Source organism: Ktedonobacter sp. SOSP1-85 (genome assembly GCF_016587415.1).
Lineage (GTDB): Bacteria > Chloroflexota > Ktedonobacteria > Ktedonobacterales > Ktedonobacteraceae > Ktedonobacter.
The window spans coordinates 2038782-2061065 of sequence record NZ_BNJI01000003.1; the positions used below are offsets into that span (position 1 = coordinate 2038782).

The window sequence follows — 22284 nt, forward strand, 5'->3', positions numbered from 1 at the left end:
TGGACTGCCCATATTCGCACTCGTTTACCTCTTGTCTTGGCACTTCTCAATACTGTTATTTTGTCTTATCCACCTGTCCAGAAAACTGACTCCATCATAATTCTTTGGAACTAAATAATCTGAATAAAATTCAATAAGATCACGGCATAAATTTATCTATCAGAGATAGCTCGTCAGCTAATTTTTTAGTATCTGCATTAGTTAACAGCTCTCTAAGTCGTCCACTGTCACCTACAGCGTTCGAAGAGAAGTACCAAATTCCCTGATTAACACGCAAAGGTGATACGCCAGCCCGAAGAGATGCATAAATGATCCTAATGGCTTTATTTAAATCTTTTGCATTATAAATTCTATAATGCGTTGCATGAAAAGTCTCAGTAAGCGTTGGGGTAGGTAGTGCTAATATATCCACCGTGTCCCGTACCCAAGTATCAATTGGCTGGCAGTAAAGGTAGTTTTTAATGTCCTTCACCTTATTTTCTGACTGGATGACTGTGATAATATCACGTATGAAAAACGCTGCTATCTTATGAGCAATACCTCTAACTTGAAGGCAATGAAAGGCTTTTTCTAGGTTACCTTGCTCAATCCACTCTACAATCCTTGGAATATTTACCTGTTCGATCTTAGAATCCAAACATGGGTTGTGACTGGCATTTTTATGACCACGATAGAATTTAGAGTATTCTTGTGGTATTTTGCTAAGATCAGGCCAAGCCGCGCTGACAGATTTTACAGCTGCAATACGATACGCGTAGGAGGCGCCACTACGCTCATAAGCCCATCTGAACAGAAAGAGCTTAAGGCCATACTCTGGATTACATCGCAGGAGACCTACATTCACATCATGTGCCGATAGATAAGATTCCACGTAACGATTACCGATCTGGGAGAACCATTGTATAATTGCATCAGAGTTTGAAGACATTTTTATCCTTCCTGACTTCGCTTTTTTACCGGCAGTATGTCAAGTCCTGTGTAGTGCGCCCTTTAACGAGTGAACGTGTCGCCTGAAAAGGCCCATCTGGAGAATGATGTGAGGGGGAAGCAGCATGCGTTGAGGAGTGGCGCTCCTCAGGGTGTGAAGCCTGCTGAGAATGGACCGAGGTCTTTGAGCCGAAACAGAGACAAGGACTCCCCCTGCGACCTATGCTGACGAAAGAAACCTGTGTGTGAAGCGTCGTGAATTCGAACAAGTGAAAGCGGCTGAAACACGTGACCAAAAGGTGCTGGTGTTTGTGCCTCATGGCTTACACATCCATGAGGATTCTCCCACCATACACCCGGCGTATAGCAGGCAGCTACCGGTTGCGAGAACACGTCCACACAGAACTGGGGAACTCTGAAACTGCTTGACCTGATTTCAGGACGCAAGAATGCCAGCGTGCAGAACAGAGGACGGAGGCGGCGTAGTAGCCAAATGCCAGTCTGTAATGGATTGGACATGACGAAGGTCCGCCAGGAAAGTTACCGACCTAAGTAGACCTAAAGATACCAAGACATCGACGAGCAATCGCTAGAGCGTGGTCTACCTGTAAGACAAGGCTATGACCTTGCATGGGAAGGGTCAAAAATGGGTCACAGGAACGAGTACGGAAAGCCGAGTGCCGCGAAAGTGGCCTGCTCGGTTTGGAACGGGGGAAAGGCCGAGAGGCCCTACCTATCGTTACAAAGGGCAAGATCTGGCTGAGTTTGCGATGCGGATGGCATCGTGAGCTTGTGAAAGGTGAGACTGCGAATGACGGCATAGAAGAGCAGTAGACAGCTTCCCTCATTGCGAAAGGCGGCAGCCATCTTGCGCGAACGCCGCTTGACTTCCCCAAACAGTCGCTCACTCACATTGTTGGTACGGATCGTCTTCCAATGTGCCTTCGGGAAGGCGTAAAACGTCAAGCATGCTTCCAGATCGCGCTGGAGACATTCCACAGCCGTGGGATAGACCTTCTGATACTTCTCGATAAAAGCAACCACTGCTTGATCAGCCTGCTGTCGACTTGGCTGAGAGAAGAGAGCTTTGAGCTCGGGTTCGATCTGCTCTCGCTGCTTACGAGGCACGTAGCCCAACACATTTTCCATTTTGTGCGCGACACACCTTTGCCTCTGGGAAGCGGCAAAGTGGCTGGTCATGGCATTGATCATGGCCTGGTTGCCATCGCTGATCCACAGATCCACTTGTTCGACGCCTCGCTGTTTGAGGTCTTCAAACAGGTCTTCCCACGCGTGCTGATTTTCCCGATCTCCAATGCGAAAGGCAAGCACTTCTCGTTCCCCACTCATGTGGATGCCGATCGCTGCCAAGATGGGCATTTTACAGCCCTGCCCATGGTAGATGACGGTGAAGTAGGTTCCATCGACAAAGCCATAGGCATAATGCTGGGCTAAGGGACGGGCTTTCCACTGCTCATACTCCTGCTCAAGCGTGTGGAACACGCGCGAGACGGTTGAGGGGCTCGGATGAGAGCCAGTGAGAGTCTCAACGATCTCTCCGACCTTGGCCATGCTCACCCCTTTGACAAACATCTCTTCAATGGCTCCATCCAGTTCATCTCGGCGCCGGTGGTAGCGCTCAAACAACTGCGTATGATAGCCTCCACGTGTGCGAGGAACCGCTACATTGGGGATCTCTCCCACGGTCGTGTCCAGATGACGCGTGTACTGCCCATTACGCTGATCGCGACGGCTCTGGCTGCGCTCATAGGGTTTGGCCCCAATGAAGGCCGTCACTTCTTCTTCTAATACCTCGATGAGGGCGATGCGAACCGCGTACTGGAGTCGCTCTTTCACCAGGCGCTCAAAGGTATCTTGACTGCTGATGATTTCTTGGATACTGTTGTCTCGAGTGGTCATGGTTCTCCTCCTGGTTGTGTTTTCGACTTATTACCAGGTTTAGGTAGTAAATAAGGCGAAATCCGCAACAATTTTGAGGCGAACGTGAAATAATCAGCGCGAATTGTAGGAATTTAACATGTAGCATCTAGAGAAGCCGCTTCTCATCTGAGGTGCCAGCAGAAATTTCTGTAAATAACTTGAGGCTCGTGGAGCAATCATTCAAAGAGAAGCGTCCCCGGCATTCTGTGAATGCCGGGGACGCTTCTCTTGTCAAATCACTCTTGCGCATATACCTACATCACTGTAGCAAAAATCAAGCGTGGAAGCAAGGCTCAAAGGCACCTGGCGCTTACGCGAAGAGTTCCTGTACCTGACGAAGCAAACGATCTAACTCAAACGGTTTTTCAACAAAGATGAGATCTTTGCGCTCTCTGGCCCGCTTCGGAAGATTAGCACTCATCAGCAGGATAGGCGTCTGCTCAAGACCTTTGGAGATTCGAAGCGCATCAAAGCATTCCAATCCATTCATGCCGGGCAGAAGATAGTCGAGAAGAATGACATCGGGAACAAGCGTACGTATGATTTTGAGAGCGGCAAATCCATCACCAACGAGGATCACCTGACAGGGCAACTCGTCTTTGAAGAACTGCACGAGAATCCCGCCAATATCAGGATCGTCCTCGATGATGAGAATGGTCTTGATAGGTGGAGGGTCCTCCTCCTGGGAGGAGGGAGCATCAGGTGCTTGCATTATGCGTCGCGGTCCTTTCCATTGTGGTCGCTAGAGGCGTGCTTCTGAGGCCATGCCGATTGTTGTGTAAAGATCCCCTGTGTCAAGATCGAGGTAGACTTCGTGGCAGCTCTGAGAAAGGATGGGGTGTGGCTCAACATTTTGCAACGGGGTGGACAGCGCCAAGAAAAGCGGGTAAGATCGTGGTATCAGAAGAGGAAGTAGGTCGCAAGCCGTGGAACATGAAGAATGGCTCAGCCTGAGTGCCAAGGTGTTGTCAGACGTCAAAGCATGGCGCAAAGCTCACCCCAAAGCCACCTTTGTGGAAATTGAAGATGAGGTCCATCGACGAATGGTGCAGTTAGAAGCCCAACTGCTGCAAGATGCGGCTCTTGAGAGTAGCAGTCGCGAATGGGGAAGAGGCAGCTCTGAGCCAGCGCCAACCTGCCCCACCTGTCATGTCCCCTTACAAGCCCGTGGCAAACGCTCACGAACCTTGCAAGGCAATGGGGGAGAATCGGTGACCCTCACGCGAACCTACGGAACGTGCCCCAAGTGCGGGGAAAGCTTTTTTCCCCCTCGATGAAGAACTGGCTTTGCTTCCTGGAGCGCTGGCTCCCAGGCAGCAGGAGCATCTCGTCCATCTGGCAGGTCTGATGCCCTTTGAGCATGCCAGCGGCATCATGAGCGATCTGCTGGGCGTTCACGTGAGCGGGGAAACGGCCCGAAGGCTCACCGAGCAGGTTGGCAAGCAGGTGGAGCACGCTCAAACCACGCAAGCTCATCTTCCTGACCAGCAAGAGGTCTCCAGCGGACCCAAGGCCCTTCGCCTCACCATGAGTGCTGATGGCGCGATGGTTCCTTTAGTGGGGGGAGAATGGGTTGAGGTGCGCACCCTGGCCATCGGAGAGGTTCCTGCCAGAGGGGCGAGCAAGGCCAAAGCAGAGGCGGTGCATGTTGGGAAGCTGTCTTACTTCTCCCGCTTGAGTGATGCTGCGACCTTTGTCGATCTGGCAGAAGTCGAAACCCGCCGACGCCAGCTGCTTGAGGCCAATGAGGTGTGTGCGGTCATGGATGGGGCACCGTGGCTGCAAGGGATGATCGATGTGCATCGGCCAGATGCAGTGCGGATTCTCGATTTCCCTCATGCCGCCGAACATGTCACGAAACTGCTAGAAGCGCTGAGTGCGCGTGGAAGAGACGTTCCTGAAAATCTGTTGCATCGGTGTCTGCATGTACTCAAAGAGCGGGGACCGGCAGTGTTGTCGAAGATGGCTGCGAGCTTGAGCGAGGAAGAGATCTCTCAGCCAGAAGTTCGAGAGCATCTGGGCTACTTGCAGAAACGATGCGCACAGATGCAGTATCCTCTCTTTCGAGAAGCGGGATGGCCTCTTGGCTCAGGGATGGTTGAAAGTGCCAACAAACTCGTCGTGGAAAGGCGCCTCAAAGGGTCAGGGATGCACTGGAAAAATCAGAATGTGAATCCGATGCTGGCGTTGCGCAATGGGATTTGCAATGAGCGCTGGCAAGAAACCTGGCAACTGGCCAGCGAAGAACGTCAACAAGAGCGCAAGGACGTGCGCCGTCAACGGGCAGCACAGCGACGCAAGCCCCTGTCCGCTTCTCCAGAATGCAAGCCTGCTGAACCTGCTCCCAAGTGTGCATTGGCTCCTCTTCTGCCCCCTGATCCTCCTGCGATGATCCCTGGGACCTCGCGGCCTTCTGCCCATCATCCTTGGAAACGTGGAGCAGCCTGTCGTTCAAGGCAGTTTGCAAAATGTTGAGCCACACCCGAAAGGATGAGAGCAGTTGACCAGGAGGTACTGATGTGTTATGATGCCATTGTCAAAAAGGCATGACTGGTAGGTAGCCCGGTCGCCCTCACCACTGCGAGGGTAACTGTTCGGCGCAACAGCGCTCGGACCCACGACAACAGCAGGTAAAGTGTATCTGCTGATTTGCCGAGGTCCGATGCTTGTAAACCGACAGGAAGCTCATTCCATCGGACCTCCAATCCAATAGGAGGACCTCATGCAACTCAATCACCTCAACCTCTGTGTAGAAGACCTCACCGAAGCACGCACCTTCTTCCAAAATTGCTTCGATTTTCACTTCGTGGAGCAAAGAAAGGATGCAGTCGCCGTCATGAGCGATGGGCATGGCTTCACGCTTGTTCTGAGTAATCCTCGCGCATTTGGCAATGAGATGCGACCGTATCCAGAAGGTTTCCATATCGGATTTATCTTGGAAACAAGTGATCAGGTAGACCAAGTCTACCGTCGTCTTGCGACAGCAGAGGTTCAACTCACTCAAGAGCCCAAGAAAATGAGAGGAAGCTACGGCTTCTACTTCACTGCACTCAATAATCTTCTCTTTGAGGTAAGCAGTCCGCTTTAGCTACTTTCAGCCGATGGAATCGGGGATAATCCCAATTCCATCGGCTGAATCTGAACGACCTCATGAGTGTTCGCTCATCAACCTTGATGCAAAACGTGAGCGGGATTTCAATTGAGGAGATAATACAGGCATAGTATGACCCTTTGGGTCAAAACCTTTCAGTTCAAAGAAGGAGAGAACTATGCCTGCGCACAAGAAAGAGCATACCACCCCAGAAGAAAACCAGCCTCGAACCTCGGAGTCGTCAATCCCAAACCTTCCAGCCCCTGACGAATTTCATCGGTATCTGCGTGCTCAGATCCGCAATGCTACACGAGTGGTGATGGAAGAAATCATGTGCGAAGAACTGGAACGGTTTGTGGGAGCGGCTTGGGGAGAATGCACTCCCAAACGCAAAGGCTATCGTAATGGTTTTTACACACGTGATTTAGCAACGACCAACGGCCCCATTGAGGATTTGAACGTTCCCAGAGATCGTGCAGGGAAATTTCATACACAGATCTTCGAGCGTTACAATCGCTACGAGCAACAAGTAGCAGATGGGTTGACCCAGATGTTTGTCTCTGGAACCAGCACCCATAAAGTTGGGGAAGTAGCCCAAGCCCTCATGAGGGTTGCCCCCAGTGCCAGCGCTGTGAGCCGCCTTAACCAGACCTTGACTGAGCAATTTGAAGCGTGGAGAGAACGCCCTCTGCTCCTCCACTACCGCGTCATGTATCTGGATGGCATCCATTTTAGTGTGCGCCATGGAACTCAAATGGACTCTACCGTCATCTTAACCGCTTTGGGGGTGGATCTGGAAGACAACAAGGATATCCTGGCTTTACGGGCGTGTGCCGAAGAAGACAAAGATGGCTGGAGTTGCCTCCTGCAAGATCTGCGCAACCGAGGTGTGCCCGAGATCGATCTGCTCGTCACCGATGGGCATGATGGACTTCTGGCAGCGACCAAGTCTTTGTTTACAGCGGCCCCACGTCAGCGGTGTTTGGTGCATAAACAGAGCGATGTCCTCAACGCCATTCCCCACCGCGAGCTGCAAGAGGTCGCGACTGAACTGGGAGGGATCTGGAAGCAGGAGAAGAAAGAGGACGCGCTGCTCAATCTAACTGCTTTTAAAGCCAAATACCAGAAACGCTACCCAGAAGCCATACGGAGCCTCTGTGAAGACGAAGAGCATCTTCTGACATTTTACTCATTTCCGCCAGTGATGCATCGCTACATTCGCAGCACCAATGCGATTGAGAGCTTTTTCAGCAATGTTCGGCAACGCACTGACCAAATTGGCGCTTTTACAACAGAGACCAGTTGCCTCACGATTGTTTGGGCCACTATGCAGGACATTCATTTACCCCGCATTCCGGTTTCATAATAGCTAAGCACAAGAGAGGGGTAAAGAAGCAAGCAGCTGGCTTATCTTGGCTGCTTAAGGGAGGTTTGTTGTGTTTTTCTGCTACTTTCCCTTCTTATTCTTTGAAAAATGCGTTTTCTCTCTTCTGAACGAGCCTTTTTCTCTCCTCATCCTGGGCTTTTATTGCTGAGATTTCCCGCCTTTATCTTTACACAACAACCTGCATGGCCTCGAAAAACTGAAATTGGATAAGGTAATCTCAGAACGAAAAGGAGCAGAAAAAGCATGCAACGAGCTGAGGATTACCAGAACGAACGTTTGGACCATTTGGGCATTGTGGCAGGCGTGTGCCAGGAATTGGGCCTGGCGCAGTGGTTGGATGCCTTGGAACCCAACCAACAGCGCGTGGTCAGTTACGGGACCTCCACTGGGCTGTGTTGCAAGAACGGAAGGTATTGTCAACTTGACGGTGTGGCGAAACATGGTGCTAAAATAACCTCATGAAAACAAACATCGTTGCCCCCACATATAAAGGCTTTCGTTACCCTCCGGAAATCATTAGCCACGCCATCTGGCTGTATTTTCGCTTTTCGCTCAGTTTTCGTGATGTCGAAGAACTGCTGGCACAGCGAGGGATCGTCGTGACCTATGAAACCGTGCGGCAGTGGTGCTTGAAGTTTGGGCAGACCTCTGCCAATGAGTTACGTCGTCGCCGCCCTCGTTGTGGCGACACATGGCACCTGGATGAAGTCTATCTGAAGATTAACGGGAAAACGCACTATCTCTGGAGGGCTGTAGATCAGGATGGCAACGTGCTCGACATCCTTGTGCAAAGCCGACGCAGCAAGAAGGCCGCGAAACGATTTTTCCGCAAGCTTCTCAAAGGGTTACAATACGTTCCACGCGTGATCATTACCGATAAGCTGAAGAGTTATGGGGCGGCGAAACGCGAAACCTTGCCTGGCGTGGAGCATCGTCAGCACAAAGGGTTGAACAATCGTGCTGAAAATTCGCACCAACCTACGCGACTGCGTGAAAAGAAGATGCGGCGATTCAAGTCTGCCAAAACATGCCCAACATTTTCTCTCTGCTTTTGGCCCCATTTCAGGGCATTTCCAACCCCGTCGTCACCGTTTGAGGGCCGAGGAATACCGTGCTATTTTACAGGCTCGCTTTCTGGTGTGGAACGAGATCACCGTAGGAAAACGCATCGCATAATAGTTAACCCTCCCTCGCATTTCACTGTCTTCAGTCTCTCTCTTCTTTATAACTCAACAATAATCGGCATTCCTAACAAATAAGTTGACAATACCTGATATTCCGAGGTATCGGTTACAACCCCGTCCAGATCAAAGATGATTGCCTGTGGCTGCTGCATTGTTCACCTTTCCGCATACGCAAGCCTCTTCGCCTGTATACTGGCTTTCTCCTTTTCCGCTGCAATACTGTTGCTTTCCAGCACTAGATCTCTGTGTTGATCTGAAGAACGCGCACTCCCCGCATATCCAGCCGGTAGCGCCCCTTTCCTTGTGCCACGCGAATGAGCACTGTATCGCAGGAGGGGCAGCGAATGACCGTCCCCATCCCATGCATGTAGACAGCCAAAGCACCGATGGCAGCGGTTGCGCCGCAGCCTGTGCAGGTTGCCTGGACCTGCGTCATTTCAAAGGGGAAGATCTCTTGCAGGATGCCCCCGGCAGCGTTGCCATCAAGCTTGTTCTCCATCATGTTTCTCCTGTCGGTCCGAAGCGTTCGGTTTTGATGCGTCCTGGCTCATATCCCAGGGTGACGAGACTCGTGGCGGTTGTTTCAACGAAGGGGGTTGGGCCACAGATGAACAGCAACGGGCGTTGATCAACTGGCCATGCCACATCACGCAGCATCTCGGTATCGATCCGGCGGTGATACCCTGTCCATCCTGACGGTTGCTCACGGGTTAGCGTATGCACCACCTCAAGCTTCGTGTTGCCCTTGACCAGGCGAGCGAGTTCTTCACGGTAGATGACCTCTGTGTATGATCGTGACGAATACAGCAAACGGATCGGAATCGTGCTCCCGAGAGCAGCCCAATAGCGGATCATCGCCATCAACGGCACGATCCCCGATCCCCCAGCTACCAGCAAGAGAGGGCCACCCATCTGCTCCTCCCAGACGAAGTATCCCCCGATTGGACCACGCAGTTCCAGCTGGTCACCGACACGGAGTTCACCCGTGAGGTAGGGCGATACTTCCCCCTCATCGAGCCGTTCAACGGTAAGCGTCACACGTGGTTCCAGCTGAGGAGCAGACGCGATCGAATAGCTGCGCTCTGCCTGGTAGCCGTCTTCAGCCGTGAGGCGCACATCCACATGCTGTCCTGGTCGATGCCCGTTCCAGTGGGGGACGGCAAGCGTGATGCTCTTCGCCCGCGCTGTTTCTTCCTGCGTCACAACCACCTCGCCGAGTTGCCAGCTTAGTCGCCCCGGTATCGTTCTTCTTTCCATGGATCACCGTGATTGTTGTAGCCAAGCGACTCCCAGAAGCCCGGTTCATCCTGCGCGACCAACCGCAGACCCCGAACCCACTTGGCGCTCTTCCAGAAGTAGAGATGGGGAACCAGCAGGCGGGCCGGGCCACCATGTTCAGGGGGGAGCGGCTGCCCCTCATACGCATCCACCACCCATGCCTTCCCACCCAACACGTCTTCCAGCGGAAGGTTGGTGGTATAGCCGCCATCGCTAAAGGCGATCACGTACTTGGCATCGTACGCAACCTGCTCGAGCAGCGTCTCGACAGAGACACCTTCCCAGTGTGTATCCAGTTTCGACCACTTGGTTACGCAGTGGATGTCTTTGGTCACCATCTCATGTGGCAGTGCGCGAAAGGCATCCCAGGTCCACCGTTTTGGTTGATCGACCTCCCCAAGCAGGGAGAAATCCCAGGTTGCGAGGGGCGTGTGTGGCGTTGGTCCTGCCGAAAGAACGGGGAAGCCACGCTCCAGATATTGTCCTGGCGGGATTCGCCCACGCTCGTCGCCAGGCTTTCGGCGACCTCGGAATCCCCGCGAGACGAAACCTTCGCTCATTTCTTCACTCCTGATCTCTTTCTCATGGTATTTTTGATGAACGACAACTTGTCCTACGAATCGAGTGTCATAAACAGCAGATTGAGCCCTTCCGCCAGGAGTGGATGGGTGAAGATGCCTTCCTTTAAAGCGGTGTAGGGCAGCTTCCCCATCATCGCCACCTGGATGATGGTCATGATCTCGCCCCCTTCGATGCTCAGGATGGCGCAGCCCAGGATGTGCTGGGTCTCGGCATCGACGATAACCTTCATAAACCCACGCGTCTCTCCCGTTTCCAGGGCACGGGGCACAGCAGTCATGGGCAATTTCGCCACACGGATATTTCGCCCCTGTTTCCTGGCCTCGTTTTCAGTCATGCCAACCCGTCCAAGCTGGGGGTCGATGAAGATGGTATGGGGGACCAGGCGATCCCGCGTGCTAGCACTGCCCTGCTCCAGCAGATTGGTGCGCAAAATGCGGAAGTCATCGTACGAGGCGTGGGTAAACGCTGGCCCCCCTCTCACATCCCCCATAGCATAGACGCCAGGAACGTTCGTTTCCAGTCGCTCATTGACCTGAATGTAGCCCTCCTGGTTCAGGTGGATGCCCGCCGCTTCGGGGGTGAGCGCTTCGGTATTGGGAATGCGACCGGCTGCCGCCAGCAGATGCGAGCCGGTCAGCTGCTGTTCGCCTTGAGGCGTGCGCACGGTCAACTGGAGACACCCATCACTGAGCGGCTCCACCTGTTGCGGTGTGGTGCCAGTCAGGACCGTGATCCCCTCCTCGCGAAACATCTTCGTGATTTCGTCAGACACATCCTCATCCTCACTCATCAGCAAGCGTGGACGGCGCTGAATGATGGTGACCTGGCTGCCAAAGCGGCGAAACATCTGTCCGAACTCCAGCCCGATGTAGCCGCCACCGAGAATGAGCAGATGTTCGGGAAGTGTATCCAGCTCCATGAGCGTGGTGGAATTGAGCACGGGGATACTCTCGACGCCCTTGATCGCGAGTGGCGCTGGTCGGACGCCGGTGTCGATCACAATCAGGGGCGCGGTGATTTCTCGCGTCTCGCCGTCCTGGAGAGAGATCTCAAGCGTTTTTGGGGCGGTAAAGTGAGCCTCGCCCCTGAGCAGATCCAGCCCTTGTGCCGCAGTCAGAAGGTTCTGGTGGCCCTTGCGCGCACCCTCAACGATCCCTTGTTTGCGTTGGAGGACATCCTGCAGATCGACCGAGATGGGGCCCGTGTGGACGCCGTACTCAGAGCCACGCCGTGCCAGATACGCAACGCGTGCGCTAGCAATCATCGTTTTGGTGGGGGTACAGCCCACGTTGACACAGACCCCGCCGATATGGTCTCGCTCAATCAACGCCACTTTTCGGCCTGCCTTCGCCAGGGTGATGGGGAGGAGTCTGCCACCCCGGCTGGTCCCGATCACAATCGCGTCATAGGTGGTGGCTTGGGGCATCTCACTGTTCTCCTTCTGCTTCTCCGTAGACGGAATAGGTGCTTCCCACGAGCAACCTACCTACCTCAATAATGGTGTTCCATCTTCAAGATATATGTTGAGTACAAGAGAATGACAAGCATATCTCCATCTCTTTATGCAAAAGATTACAGGGATGTCATTTCATGGTACGCACATGTTTTTCCAGCTAAGTTCCCAAAATGAGAACGGCCTTGTCATGTTCCGTCAACCGATATTTGCAACAGAAGGCTTTCCCTTGATCTCTTGAAATCGCTGCAGGGCAGCCAGGCATCCATGCTGGTCTGTCCCTATGCGCGCCGATCTTCCCGATCACGGAAGTAGGGCTTGAGCATCATGGCTGTTGGAGAATACTTTTCCCACGCCAGAGACATCCTTTGCTGCTCAGGCCAGCAGTTCCGCGACCAGGAGCAGCAGGGTTTCCAGTTCAAAGGGTTTCTGCAGCGTTCTGAGATGCTTGTTGCCACTGACTTCCTGCGGCATATCCGCGCTCATCAGCAGGATAGGGATATGCTCATATTCCTCCTGGCTTTCCAGCCAATCTGCGAGCTCCAGACCGTTTATCCCTTACACTTATACACAACTATTGGATCTGGAGAAAAAACGTGGAGGCGATGCGCTGCACAAGCCTCGTTTTTCCCACACGAGAAGTGGCCCGCTTCTCTCAGAAGAAGCCGCATGTCTCGCTAAGCTTGAAGCACATCATTGCGCATCATTACGCGTTTTTCCTGGCGTCTTTCTCTCGCATGCTCATGCGGATCTTCTACAAACGTTCAAACTTGTGTGTAAGTGTAAGCACATAAAGGCAGGGATCTTACGCTCGGACTGATAAATGTCCCCACGACCTTGAGAGGAAAGAGACTCTTTGGGCCTCTACTCATCAATAAATAGCGATCTCGTAGTGCGGGACCAGCATGGTTGATGGCCTGGCATTTTCTGGTACGCGTTGTTTGTGTGGTGTGTCGACCGGCAGTTGGCACAGCTACCGCATACGCTCTCTCTCTGGCACCTGGGAGAGAATAGATCGTTTGTCAGGAAAGACCTGGCTTCCGCAGAAGATATTTCTCTGTTTAAATGCTAAAGGGAGTGCAACTTCCAGCCACTTTTTGATTTCTTCGTCGACATAGAGCACGTGATACCAGGGGACGTCTAGATGGACCAGCTCGTCCAGCTCATGTACCCATTCTGGACAAGGCAAAACGTACTCCTGGCACAGATACCCTACCGAGGCAGAGAGAAAACTGGCCCAGCGGCATTCCTCTCGGGTTGGGGAAAATGGCAAAGAAGGCGCCTCAGCGATAAGAGTCGGTCGCCGATCGGCAGCATAGAGGAACCACTCGTTGGAAAATTTCCCGATGGCCACCCACGGATCCTGGCCTTTTCGAATACGATCGAAGGTATGTGCTATTGTCTGTAATGGGTCATCTGATCGCATTGGCATGAAAGATCACCAGCCTCTTATGCAGGAAAATAGGTGCGCAACACGGAAGCGTCAGAACTGCGAACAAGGACGGTGTGAAAAAAGCGCTTGTGGTAGACTGACGATCATTGAGCACATCGTTATGAGGAAGGAACCATGAACTGCCCACACTGCACATCCCTAACCACGAAAGAACGGCAGAAAAGCACCGTACTTGGCTATCGAACTTTTCGTTGTTTCGCTTGTCAACGCATCTTCAACGAGCGGACTGGGACTCCCTTCAATTCCCTCGAATATCCCACCGATATCGTCCTGCTCGTCGTTGTGTGGCGGCTCCGGTACAAGTTGCGTCTGCGTGATCTCGCTGAGAGGTTCTTAGAGCGTGGCTTTGTGTTCACGCATGAAGCGATCAGAGACTGGGAAGCCCGTTTTGCCCCACTTATCGCCGATCACCTACGGGCCAAACGACGCGGACAAGCAGGAACATCGTGGGACGTCGATGAAACGTACGTGAACGTCCATGGCACCTGGTGTTCCCTGTATCGAGCGATTGATCGAGATGGCAATCTGGTCGATTCACGTCTCAGTGAGAAACGCGATATGGAGGTAGCAAAGCGATTCTTCAACCAAGCGGTGACCATGGTTGATCACGCACCTGAGCGGGTGACAACCGATGGGCATGATTCCTCCCCTCGCGCAATCCGCGAGACCCTCGGCGATACTGTCGTGCACCGGACGAATGCCTACCTGAACAATCGATTGGAACAAGATCATCGCGGGATCAAACAACGTTCCTCTCCGATGCACGGGTTTGGAAGCTTCACGTCAGCATCACGCTTCTGCCAACAAATCGATGGGCAAGCAAGCTCAGGCATTCTTATAAACTCAGCAAGGACCTTTTCAACAGGCTGGTTGGTTTCTTGCGACAAGCTGACTCGTTCAAGAATGTAAAAAACGGTATGGAGACCTTTACAAAACTTTTCGATTTTGTATGTAGGGGCGAAACCTCGCTGCGGATAGTGGGTCAACCGCTCTTTTGATGACAAGGTCTGGTGCAGGTGTGGTGAAAACGTTTCGGCCACCATATCTGTACCAGACCCTGAGATTGGGGGAAGCTGCATAATGAAATGGGTGGTCTGTTCTTGTCTGAAGAGACAGATACTACGACGCAAGTGACGGTGTTTGGTGCTCTCCAAAATGGGTCTTTTGGTCCATGACTTCTCGTGCATTTCGCTCTACACGAGAAACAGGTCAGGCACACCTGTCTTGGCTGAGACGAAGAAAGAAAAAAGAGACAGAAAGAAGGCACAGTTCTATGAGTTTTAACCAAACGCTCCAAACCTCGGAGATCCAGGCGATACCGGCACCATTTCCCAACACAAAAGGGACTGTCACGCTCAAGATTTTAAACGCTGATCAGCCCTTGGGTCCAGCACTGGCCCTCCTGAGAATGGAGCCGGAGAGCGAGATTGCAAGACACCTGCAGGAGCGAACAACGGAAACGCTGTACGTCCTTGAGGGTGATTTCATAAACGAGGGCATCTCCTATCCGGCGGGCACGGAACTCAATGTCAAGCCGATGATTGCTCACGGTCCACATACGACGAAGAATGGCTGCTCCGTCCTGGTCATGTTCAGCTATCCGTCTGTTCTCGATGATTTCAAACTGGCCTAGCCGCTTAAGGACGAAAACTGATCCAAACAGGACATGACAGAGAACCCTGGTGAAAACGGCATCTTTCCGAGCAAGAGATGGATGCCCTCACCAGGGGAGGGGTCAATTTGGGGTGAGATGACTCTCCTGCACTTTCTCATTAAAAGTGCGGGAGAGACCGGATAGTTTACAGATCCGGACAGTGACGCCGGCAGATAGCATCTTAAGAAGCGTCAGGTTGGGATGCGAAGGAACGAACATAGGTGAATACCGCATGAAGCGCAATCTGTAACGGCTGCGTCGTCTTGCGGGTCTTCGGGATGCGTCAGAACTGAGAACAGGACTCTACGCGAAGTTCCGCTAGAGTGTGATAGACTGATCAGCACAGAAACATTTTGAGGAGGCGTGCCCGATGAACTGCCCGTACTGCCTGTCTGTAACGACAAGAGAACAAAACGGGAAAACCACACTTGGCTACCGGATATTCCGTTGCCGAGGGTGCCACCATATCTTCAATGAGCGCACCAACACGCCTTTCAACGTTCTGGAATATCCAACCGATCTCGTTCTGCTTGTCGTTCTCTAGCGGCTGCGCTATACACTGAGCCTGCGGGATCGCGCTGAGATGTTTCTCGAGCGCGGTTGGGTCTTCACTCATGAGGCGATCCGAGGCTGGGAAGCTCGTTTTGCGGTTGTGTTGCAAGAATGAGTGGGCGATGATAAACTCTTCCTTATTTGCGAGGATTTCTCTTCATGAGTCATCATCCCCCGTTCAAGTGGCGTCACTTTCAGCCCGGCATGATTCTTCTGTGTGTGCGCTGGTACTTGCGGTACGCACTCAGCTACCGCGACTTGGAAGAGATGATGCTCGAACGGGGCCTGTGCGTTGATCACACGACGATCTATCGCTGGGTGCAGCGATATGCGCCGGAACTGGAAAAACGTTGCCGGACCCGCCTGAGAATATGCAACGACTCCTGGAAAGTGGATGAAACCTACATCAAGATCAAAAAAGCCTGGGCCTATCTCTACCGGGCCGTCGATTCCGAGGGGAATACGCTGGAGTTTCTCTTGAGCCCGACGCGCGATGCCGAGGCGGCCAAACGTTTCTTCCTCAAAGCACTCGCATCGACTGTTCGTTCGGTTTCGCTGGCGTGTCTGGTCACTAAGCAGGTGGCCTCGCCCATGGCTCTGACTGACATCACAGCCATCACGTTGGCTCCTCGCGTGATCAACGTCGATAAAAACGCGGCCTATCCCAAAGCCATTGCTGATCTGAAAGCAGCCGGAGTGCTTCCAGAGAGTGTTGAATTGAGGCAGGTCAAATACCTCAACAATCTGATCGAACAAGACCATCGGTTTATCAAGCGGCTGACCAAACCCGGGATGGGCTTCTTCTCATTCGAGACAGCGGAGCGAACCTTGCAAGGATACGAGGTGATGAACATGATACGCAAAGGGCAGATACGAAGCGTGGGAAAAGGAGATATTCTTCGTCAAGTCACCTTCATCTCCCGCCTGTTCGGAGTGGCTGCCTAAGTGCAACAGCAAGAGGAGAAAACAGGCCTTTGCATATCATTCCCTTTTTTGCAACACAACCAAACGGACAAGCTCAGGATTGCCTGAACGCCCTGAACCTGTCTGTCATACAGTGACTCATATCACTCCGAACCCGATTTCAGCGCCTCGCTCATAGATATGAGCGTGATTTTCCTGCCGCAAAACCACTTCGTTATCTCATACACCACAAAGATCAATACCAAGCATATCAGGACATAGAGCGGGTTCAACGTCATGGGTATCAGCATGTTTATCGATTCCGCGATGGAACTGAATAAGTAATTCCCCAGGGCCAACATAAGCAGCAGTCCCAACCCAAAGCCGAGGAACACTACTGGAGTTGAACTGTTGAGAATCAGCTTCGCGATGTCTTTTCGGCGGTAGCCGAATATCTTGAGGAGGGAGATCGTCTTCCAGTTCTCGTCAATGATTAACGAGGTGACAATGAAGATAATGACCACTGCCAGAAGCACAGCGACGCTCGTTGTGGCCGTGACGATCAATGTCGTCGGCGCGGATACATTTGCAAACTTCGCGGGATTCCGCACATCCAGCACGCCAGCAAGCAGGCTTTCGTCATAATTCAGTATATGGTTGCTCAGCACAGTGCGGTAGCTTCCAGGAGCTTGACCAGTCATGTGGTTAAACTCACCTAACGGCATAAAAACATATTGCTCTCCGTAGGATTCGATCATCCCATCGATTTTCAGGCTGTATGATTTTCCATCCAGCTTGTTTATAAAAGTGAGCCTATCCCCAACTCCAAGCCCAAGCCGCTGGGCAAGCGACGAGGTGATGTTTACCTGATTCCGGGATATCTTAGCGCCCCCTATGCCGTTCACCTTTAGACCAACGGAATTTGGTTCCATGCCCAACACGTAAAATTCAACCTCATCCCTGCCCTCGGGGTAGGCACGGAATGAGTTGTACGGTTCTGCGCCTGCGGGTACAGGTCGATCATGGAGGTTCTGCATCTCCTTGAAGTTGTATTCTATGCCATAATTGTATCTTGACACGGCACCTTGTTTCATCACCAGGTCCATTGAGGAGTTGAAGGTAAAACCATACAGCAGTACCAACGACGCGGCGCTCACTCCCAGGAGCAGGAAGAGCAGGCGCGGTATGCTTCGCACCTGTTCGCGTATTTGAAATTTGGTAGTGAAACGATAGCGCTCCAGACGGAGCATGCGCTCAAAAACATTCACCCTGGCTTTTTGTTCGTCGCCCCTCATCAGTTCGGCGGCACTTTTTTTGAGTACGCCGCGTAGAGAAAAGAAGCTCGCCAGACTGATCAAAGCGAGGGGCAGCAACAGAGCCAGCGCGAGATTGAATGGCGAGAAGGTGATACCAGTGTTGGGCAGAATGTACGTGGCCAACATGGAAGTTACCACAAGCCCTATACACGGCCACGCGAGCAGTATTCCGAGAAGGCCGCCCGCGATGGACAGCAGCACCGGGATCGCCAGATAATGCCGTGTCAGTTCCCAGCGGCGGTACCCCTGTGCGTACAGCGTACCAATCACAACAGTGTCGGACTTCACCATGCGCAGAATCGTTACGCCGACGATAATACAGCTCAGCAGGAAAAAAGCGATTGATACGGGTAAGCTGAATGACTGCAAACTGGTAATATTGGTCCAGGGCAGCATGATACGCTTGTTATTTTTCGCGTCCAGCCAGTCGGAAAGGCTGTACCCTTTTTGCTGTAAAAGGCCGTGCAACTTCACATTTTGGGTGTCGATATCTCCTCTCTTCGTAAAGCGCGCTCCATAGACCGTGACCGCTTCATTGGCCACGTTGGGGAACATCTCCATATCAGCGGCGGAAACAAGGCCAATGCCGAAACCGGGGGCTGGCAGCACATCATACAAGTTTTTGATGATATACACATAATTGGGCAGCGCCATTGTGCCCGTAATATGGAAGGTTTTGCCGTTGAGCTCAAGTTGACCGCCTACGGCTAAGCCATGTGTCCGAAAAAAGGCAGGGTCGAGCAAAATGTCCCCTGGATTTTTCAACGGCTGACCCGATAGGATTGCCGGGATATTGATTTTGGAAGTAGGCGTGAGCAGCCGAAGCTCGCTCTGTCCATCCGGCAATTTGACATCGAGTTGCTGGTGCGCTTCAATAACCGCGCCGGACTCACTTTCCAGCGTCGGAAGATCCTCAATGGTCTTGTCTGTGGAAAACGTCAGGTCTTCCTGCATGTTTGTTTGGCCAAAGTCAACCACCTGGTTTTCCAGACTGCCGGCCACTCCTGTAGCCGCAGTGAAGTAGAAGCTCCCTATAAGGATCAGAAGGACAATGCCAATATACCTGCCCTTGTTTTCCCCCAGCATGCGCCAGACGCGTTTTTGCAGGACCATTACCATTCAATCCTTTCCGCGGGAACAAGCTCAGCATTGTGAGTAATTTCCGCTACCTCACCGCTTCTCAGCCTGTAAACGGTGTTTGCCATGGCAGAGATGGCGCTGTTGTGGGTGATCATCAGGATCGATGTGCCGAAGTGCCGATTCACGTTTTGAATCAGCGACAGCACACCTCGAGAAGTATCGAAGTCCAGCGCCCCGGTTGGCTCGTCGCAGAGCAACAGCGCGGGATTTTTGATGATGGCGCGGGCGATGGACACCCGCTGCTGTTCGCCGCCGGAAAGTTCCCGTGGGAAGCGGTTTTTCTTGTCGGAAAGCCCGACGGCGGAAAGCACATCGCTCATCTTATGCGGCTGCTTGCTGATGTTCGACACAACCTCGATGTTTTCGGCGACCGTAAGATTGGGCACAAGATTGTAGAACTGGAAGACGAAGCCCACGCTTTTCCGCCGATACTCCACCAGTTGATCATTACTGAAATCCGTAATGCGCTCACCATCTATCTCGACTGTACCGCTGTCGGCCCTGTCCACCCCGCCAATGATATTCATCAGCGTGGATTTACCCGACCCCGAAGGCCCCAAGATGACGCCAATTTGCCCTTTTGCCAGTTGGATAGACACCTCTTTGAGGACAGTTGTGGCAATCCCCATCTGATACTTTTTCGTCAGTCCCGATACCTCTAAAAACATACTCACATCTCCATTCTGAATCATATCCGGCTTTTATAAGCCCTCATAGCGAAGAACCAGGCCACAGCAATGATGCCGACACACCATGCGAGAGCGATCCAAATCTGGTTGCCCACCGGCTGATTGGACAAGAGCGCCCGGATCGAGTTCACAATGGACGTTACCGGCTGGTTTTCCGCAAACACACGGAGGATGATTGGCATGGTTCCTGTGGGAACAAAAGCTGAACTCAGAAATGGCAGGAATAACAGCGGATACGAAAAAGCGCTCGCGCCCTCCATTGATTTTGCCGTGATTCCAGGAATGACCGCGACCCATGTCAGCGCAAGTGTGTAGAGCACGAGAATTCCCGCCACCGCGAGCCAGTTCAGGATCCCCGCGCTTGAGCGAAAGCCCATAATCAGCGCAACGAGAATAATAATAACAACGGTCATCATGTTGGCTGCAAGAGAGGTCAACACATGGCTCCACAGCAACGATGAGCGTCTGATGGGCATGGAGTTGAAACGCGGGAACATCCCGTTCTGTACATCCATGAATAAGCGGTAAGCGGTATAGGCTATGCCGCTGGCAATAGCCATCAGCAATATGCCCGGCAACTGGTAATTCACATAATTCACATTGGCGGGCAGGCTCATTTTTACCGCGCCACCAAAAACATAGACAAACATCAACATGATCGCGATCGGCGTTATCGCAACCGTGATGATGGTGTCTGGGCTGCGCAGAATGTGCTTCATTAAGCGCCCGGTCAGGACACCTGTATGCTTCATGTTAGTTGTCCTCCTTTTTGCCGATGATAGCGAGGAAGATCTCTTCCAAGGTCGGCTGTTTTTCGATGTATTCAACTTTCACAGACGGGAATAGCTTTTTCAGTTCCTCAAGCGTCCCATGGGCGATGATTTTGCCGTCATGCAGAATCGCGATCCTGTCGGCAAGCTGTTCCGCTTCCTCCAGATACTGTGTCGTCAGTAAAATCGTCGTGCCGCCATCGGCAAGTTCCTTGACCGTTTTCCAGACTTCCAGTCGCCCCTCCGGATCAAGCCCCGTCGTCGGCTCGTCAAGGAAGATGACAGCGGGCTCACCTACAAGGCTCATAGCGATGTCAAGCCTGCGCTTCATCCCTCCCGAATACGTGCGTGCCGGTTTGTTGGCTGCGTTAGTAAGCCCGAAGCGTTTTAGCAAGCCATCGGCAAATTGGGCGGGTTTGGGAATATTGCGCAGTTTAGCAATAAGAAGAATATTTTCCCGCCCGGTCAGTATCTCGTCCACGGCGGCAAATTGCCCGGTTAGGCTGATGGATCGCCGTACCTTCTCAGATTGCGAAACCAGGTCAAAACCGTTTACAGTCGCGGTTCCTTCGTCGGATTTCAGCAGTGTCGAAAGGATGTTTATGGTCGTCGTCTTGCCTGCACCGTTTGAGCCGAGCAGGGCGAATATCTCGCCTTTGCGGACGTTGAAATCTACGCCTTTCAGCACCTCGGTTTTCGCGCCTTTCGCGCCTGCGAAAATCTTTCGCAGGCTCTTGACTTCAATTGCATTTTCCATGCTGATCCCCCTCAATGATCTTTCTCCGTCGCTTTTTTCATGGCTTTGCCGGTTTCCTGGTCAACCGCTTCAAAGACGTCGGCATGCGTTTTTGAACCCTTGATGAGATCATCACAGAACGTTGCCACATCCCTGCCTGTCACTTCGAGTACGCCTTTCCCAACGGCTGCGCCCTCCTCAAAAAGATCGACAATCCCCGCAAGCAAATCAGTCATTTCGGTTAGCTCAACAGGTCCGACCTTAAAGAGGTATTTTTGAAGCTCTTTGTAAACGATCTGATAATCTTGCGGGAGCGCCTCGACACGCGCCATATGCGCCCGCCACGCTTTTTTGCCTTCGATGAGATCTCGTATGCTCATTGTTCTTCTCCTACTTGCCTAGTTTTCTAGCGATAGTAGTGTTGAGTTGCTCGCGCCACTTGTCGCGATAAGACTTTGCCCCCTCCTCGCCGGCCAATGCCGAACAGAAGCCCGCGATATCGTCGCCCAAAACCTCCCGGGCGCTCTGGCCGTCCACCACCCCTTCTTCGAGCAGGCCAAGCACACGATCAAAAATCGGCATGAGGTTCCGTCCGGAGAAATCTGTACGAGGCCAAAGATTGACCTGAATCTCTTCCCATGCCGCTTGATAATCAGCCGGAAGTCCTTTTGCGCGCGCCTCAAACGTCTTCATTTCTCTCGTCATGTCGTTGCCTGTGACTTTATCCCAAAAATTCATGGTTTTGCTCCCTTAACTCTTTGATTTTTGCTGAGAGAAACTCCCACTTTCCCCAGAACTTGCGCAGTTCCTCACGGCCCGCGTCGTTTAACGTAAAAAACTTTCGAGGTGGCCCCATGTCGGACGACTTTTTCGTAATCTCCACCAGCTTATTTTTTTCGAGCCTGATAAGGATGGTATACACCGTTCCCTCCACCACGTCCGTAAAGCCCAAATTGTTGAGCTTGCGCGTGATTTCATACCCGTAGATCTCTCCCCGGTTGATAATTTCAAGGACACACCCTTCCAGGACACCTTTGAGCATCTCTGTTAAATTATCCGTGTCGAACACCTCCTTTCTAATCAGTATCACCAATATCAAGTATCACTTACTACTGCTATATTGTAACACGCAGTAGTGTGGGTGTCAAGAGGCCAATGATGGATTTTCAAGTGAAGTGCGACACGGTCCCAATTTCGGCCAAGAGTAACGTGGAAGCAGAATGTCACC

General features: G+C 52.3%; 23 protein-coding genes and 2 pseudogenes. 10 read left to right on the plus strand and 15 right to left on the minus strand.

The annotated features are described in order from the left end of the window. Nucleotides 1-139: 139 nt before the first annotated feature. From KTE_RS46985 to KTE_RS46995, 3 genes are all read right to left on the minus strand, one after another. Complete coding sequence (locus KTE_RS46985) at nucleotides 140-928, minus strand: hypothetical protein (protein ID WP_201394446.1); 789 nt, start codon at nucleotides 926-928, stop codon at nucleotides 140-142. Nucleotides 929-1656: 728 nt separating this feature from the next. Continuing rightward, nucleotides 1657-2847, minus strand: coding sequence for an IS256 family transposase (locus tag KTE_RS46990; RefSeq protein ID WP_201394448.1), 1191 nt, complete (start codon nucleotides 2845-2847; stop codon nucleotides 1657-1659). A gap of 331 nt (nucleotides 2848-3178) precedes the next feature. Beyond that, the gene (locus KTE_RS46995; protein WP_201394450.1) at nucleotides 3179-3580 is read right to left on the minus strand and encodes a response regulator; all 402 of its coding nucleotides are present in this window, start codon (nucleotides 3578-3580) and stop codon (nucleotides 3179-3181) included. A 214-nt stretch (nucleotides 3581-3794) separates the two neighbouring features. On the opposite strand from KTE_RS46995, the gene KTE_RS50425 reads away from it, so the two are divergent. The 6 genes and pseudogenes from KTE_RS50425 (at nucleotide 3795) to KTE_RS47020 (ending at nucleotide 8522) form a co-directional block, all read left to right on the plus strand. Beyond that, complete coding sequence (locus tag KTE_RS50425; protein WP_374226844.1) at nucleotides 3795-4145, plus strand: hypothetical protein; 351 nt, start codon at nucleotides 3795-3797, stop codon at nucleotides 4143-4145. Nucleotides 4146-4155: 10 nt separating this feature from the next. Next, complete coding sequence (locus KTE_RS47000; protein ID WP_374226845.1) at nucleotides 4156-5343, plus strand: hypothetical protein; 1188 nt, start codon at nucleotides 4156-4158, stop codon at nucleotides 5341-5343. A 247-nt stretch (nucleotides 5344-5590) separates the two neighbouring features. Continuing rightward, entirely contained in the window at nucleotides 5591-5956 is a 366-nt protein-coding gene (locus KTE_RS47005) for a VOC family protein (protein ID WP_201394452.1), read from the plus strand. A gap of 181 nt (nucleotides 5957-6137) precedes the next feature. Beyond that, nucleotides 6138-7325 carry an IS256 family transposase gene (locus KTE_RS47010; RefSeq protein WP_201394454.1) on the plus strand — a complete coding sequence of 396 codons (1188 nt, stop codon included), beginning with the start codon at nucleotides 6138-6140 and terminating at the stop codon, nucleotides 7323-7325. 264 nt (nucleotides 7326-7589) lie between these two features. Further along, nucleotides 7590-7808, plus strand: coding sequence for a DUF4277 domain-containing protein (locus KTE_RS47015; RefSeq protein WP_201390282.1), 219 nt, complete (start codon nucleotides 7590-7592; stop codon nucleotides 7806-7808). Beyond that, nucleotides 7805-8522: pseudogene (locus tag KTE_RS47020) on the plus strand (IS6 family transposase). Before KTE_RS47015 ends, KTE_RS47020 begins: the two are co-directional and overlap by 4 nt. Nucleotides 8523-8765: 243 nt before the next feature. Here KTE_RS47020 and KTE_RS47025 read toward each other — a convergent pair. From KTE_RS47025 to KTE_RS47050, 5 genes are all read right to left on the minus strand, one after another. Continuing rightward, a complete protein-coding gene (locus KTE_RS47025; RefSeq protein WP_236601045.1) occupies nucleotides 8766-9032 on the minus strand; it encodes a DUF6510 family protein in 267 nt (88 codons plus the stop codon). Next, nucleotides 9029-9787 (minus strand): ferredoxin reductase, encoded by a 759-nt coding sequence (locus KTE_RS47030; RefSeq protein WP_201394456.1) that lies wholly within the window; start codon nucleotides 9785-9787, stop codon nucleotides 9029-9031. Before KTE_RS47030 ends, KTE_RS47025 begins: the two co-directional genes overlap by 4 nt. Next, the gene (locus KTE_RS47035; RefSeq protein WP_201394458.1) at nucleotides 9757-10368 is read right to left on the minus strand and encodes a sulfite oxidase-like oxidoreductase; all 612 of its coding nucleotides are present in this window, start codon (nucleotides 10366-10368) and stop codon (nucleotides 9757-9759) included. Before KTE_RS47035 ends, KTE_RS47030 begins: the two co-directional genes overlap by 31 nt. A 53-nt stretch (nucleotides 10369-10421) precedes the next feature. Continuing rightward, entirely contained in the window at nucleotides 10422-11816 is a 1395-nt protein-coding gene (locus KTE_RS47040; RefSeq protein WP_201394460.1) for a mercuric reductase, read from the minus strand. Nucleotides 11817-12816: 1000 nt separating this feature from the next. After that, on the minus strand, nucleotides 12817-13275 hold the full coding sequence (locus tag KTE_RS47050) for a hypothetical protein (protein ID WP_201394462.1): 459 nt from the start codon (nucleotides 13273-13275) through the stop codon (nucleotides 12817-12819). Nucleotides 13276-13410: 135 nt separating this feature from the next. Between KTE_RS47050 and KTE_RS47055 the strand changes: the two genes are divergently transcribed. From KTE_RS47055 to KTE_RS47070, 4 genes and pseudogenes are all read left to right on the plus strand, one after another. Beyond that, complete coding sequence (locus KTE_RS47055; protein ID WP_236601046.1) at nucleotides 13411-14205, plus strand: IS6 family transposase; 795 nt, start codon at nucleotides 13411-13413, stop codon at nucleotides 14203-14205. Between the two features lie 364 nt (nucleotides 14206-14569). Further along, entirely contained in the window at nucleotides 14570-14929 is a 360-nt protein-coding gene (locus KTE_RS47060; RefSeq protein ID WP_201394464.1) for a cupin domain-containing protein, read from the plus strand. A 391-nt stretch (nucleotides 14930-15320) separates the two neighbouring features. Further along, nucleotides 15321-15618: pseudogene (locus tag KTE_RS47065) on the plus strand (IS6 family transposase); the annotation flags it as partial. A gap of 43 nt (nucleotides 15619-15661) precedes the next feature. Beyond that, nucleotides 15662-16447 (plus strand): IS6 family transposase, encoded by a 786-nt coding sequence (locus KTE_RS47070; protein ID WP_201394466.1) that lies wholly within the window; start codon nucleotides 15662-15664, stop codon nucleotides 16445-16447. A 122-nt stretch (nucleotides 16448-16569) separates the two neighbouring features. Here the strand turns inward: KTE_RS47070 and KTE_RS47075 are convergent, their stop codons facing one another. The 7 genes from KTE_RS47075 to KTE_RS47105 are packed head-to-tail and all read right to left on the minus strand — an operon-like array spanning nucleotide 16570 to nucleotide 22098. After that, the gene (locus tag KTE_RS47075) at nucleotides 16570-18834 is read right to left on the minus strand and encodes an FtsX-like permease family protein (RefSeq protein ID WP_201394468.1); all 2265 of its coding nucleotides are present in this window, start codon (nucleotides 18832-18834) and stop codon (nucleotides 16570-16572) included. Next, nucleotides 18834-19529: an ABC transporter ATP-binding protein gene (locus tag KTE_RS47080; RefSeq protein ID WP_201394470.1), complete on the minus strand. Its 696-nt coding sequence runs from the start codon at nucleotides 19527-19529 to the stop codon at nucleotides 18834-18836. The genes KTE_RS47075 and KTE_RS47080 overlap by 1 nt, the downstream gene beginning before the upstream one ends. Nucleotides 19530-19549: 20 nt before the next feature. Beyond that, complete coding sequence (locus tag KTE_RS47085; protein ID WP_201394473.1) at nucleotides 19550-20302, minus strand: ABC transporter permease; 753 nt, start codon at nucleotides 20300-20302, stop codon at nucleotides 19550-19552. A gap of 1 nt (nucleotide 20303) precedes the next feature. Further along, nucleotides 20304-21077 carry an ABC transporter ATP-binding protein gene (locus KTE_RS47090; RefSeq protein ID WP_201394482.1) on the minus strand — a complete coding sequence of 258 codons (774 nt, stop codon included), beginning with the start codon at nucleotides 21075-21077 and terminating at the stop codon, nucleotides 20304-20306. 11 nt (nucleotides 21078-21088) lie between these two features. Continuing rightward, nucleotides 21089-21436 (minus strand): DUF1048 domain-containing protein, encoded by a 348-nt coding sequence (locus tag KTE_RS47095; protein WP_201394484.1) that lies wholly within the window; start codon nucleotides 21434-21436, stop codon nucleotides 21089-21091. A gap of 10 nt (nucleotides 21437-21446) precedes the next feature. Next, a complete protein-coding gene (locus KTE_RS47100) occupies nucleotides 21447-21794 on the minus strand; it encodes a DUF1048 domain-containing protein (RefSeq protein ID WP_201394486.1) in 348 nt (115 codons plus the stop codon). Next, nucleotides 21778-22098 carry a PadR family transcriptional regulator gene (locus KTE_RS47105; RefSeq protein ID WP_201394645.1) on the minus strand — a complete coding sequence of 107 codons (321 nt, stop codon included), beginning with the start codon at nucleotides 22096-22098 and terminating at the stop codon, nucleotides 21778-21780. Before KTE_RS47105 ends, KTE_RS47100 begins: the two co-directional genes overlap by 17 nt. Nucleotides 22099-22284 lie beyond the last annotated feature (186 nt).

Coding starts and splice junctions, on each gene's coding strand:
- KTE_RS46990 (WP_201394448.1), bottom strand. CDS start 2,847: ATGACCACTCGAGACAACAGTATCCAAGAAATCATCAGCAGTCAAGAT.
- KTE_RS47055 (WP_236601046.1), top strand. CDS start 13,411: ATGAACTGCCCACACTGCACATCCCTAACCACGAAAGAACGGCAGAAA.
- KTE_RS47070 (WP_201394466.1), top strand. CDS start 15,662: ATGAGTCATCATCCCCCGTTCAAGTGGCGTCACTTTCAGCCCGGCATG.
- KTE_RS47060 (WP_201394464.1), top strand. CDS start 14,570: ATGAGTTTTAACCAAACGCTCCAAACCTCGGAGATCCAGGCGATACCG.
- KTE_RS47090 (WP_201394482.1), bottom strand. CDS start 21,077: ATGGAAAATGCAATTGAAGTCAAGAGCCTGCGAAAGATTTTCGCAGGC.
- KTE_RS47015 (WP_201390282.1), top strand. CDS start 7,590: ATGCAACGAGCTGAGGATTACCAGAACGAACGTTTGGACCATTTGGGC.
- KTE_RS47075 (WP_201394468.1), bottom strand. CDS start 18,834: ATGGTCCTGCAAAAACGCGTCTGGCGCATGCTGGGGGAAAACAAGGGC.
- KTE_RS47085 (WP_201394473.1), bottom strand. CDS start 20,302: ATGAAGCATACAGGTGTCCTGACCGGGCGCTTAATGAAGCACATTCTG.
- KTE_RS46985 (WP_201394446.1), bottom strand. CDS start 928: ATGTCTTCAAACTCTGATGCAATTATACAATGGTTCTCCCAGATCGGT.
- KTE_RS47100 (WP_201394486.1), bottom strand. CDS start 21,794: ATGAATTTTTGGGATAAAGTCACAGGCAACGACATGACGAGAGAAATG.
- KTE_RS47030 (WP_201394456.1), bottom strand. CDS start 9,787: ATGGAAAGAAGAACGATACCGGGGCGACTAAGCTGGCAACTCGGCGAG.
- KTE_RS47040 (WP_201394460.1), bottom strand. CDS start 11,816: ATGCCCCAAGCCACCACCTATGACGCGATTGTGATCGGGACCAGCCGG.
- KTE_RS46995 (WP_201394450.1), bottom strand. CDS start 3,580: ATGCAAGCACCTGATGCTCCCTCCTCCCAGGAGGAGGACCCTCCACCT.
- KTE_RS47010 (WP_201394454.1), top strand. CDS start 6,138: ATGCCTGCGCACAAGAAAGAGCATACCACCCCAGAAGAAAACCAGCCT.
- KTE_RS47095 (WP_201394484.1), bottom strand. CDS start 21,436: ATGAGCATACGAGATCTCATCGAAGGCAAAAAAGCGTGGCGGGCGCAT.
- KTE_RS47025 (WP_236601045.1), bottom strand. CDS start 9,032: ATGATGGAGAACAAGCTTGATGGCAACGCTGCCGGGGGCATCCTGCAA.
- KTE_RS47080 (WP_201394470.1), bottom strand. CDS start 19,529: ATGTTTTTAGAGGTATCGGGACTGACGAAAAAGTATCAGATGGGGATT.
- KTE_RS47105 (WP_201394645.1), bottom strand. CDS start 22,098: ATGCTCAAAGGTGTCCTGGAAGGGTGTGTCCTTGAAATTATCAACCGG.
- KTE_RS47005 (WP_201394452.1), top strand. CDS start 5,591: ATGCAACTCAATCACCTCAACCTCTGTGTAGAAGACCTCACCGAAGCA.
- KTE_RS47035 (WP_201394458.1), bottom strand. CDS start 10,368: ATGAGCGAAGGTTTCGTCTCGCGGGGATTCCGAGGTCGCCGAAAGCCT.
- KTE_RS47050 (WP_201394462.1), bottom strand. CDS start 13,275: ATGCCAATGCGATCAGATGACCCATTACAGACAATAGCACATACCTTC.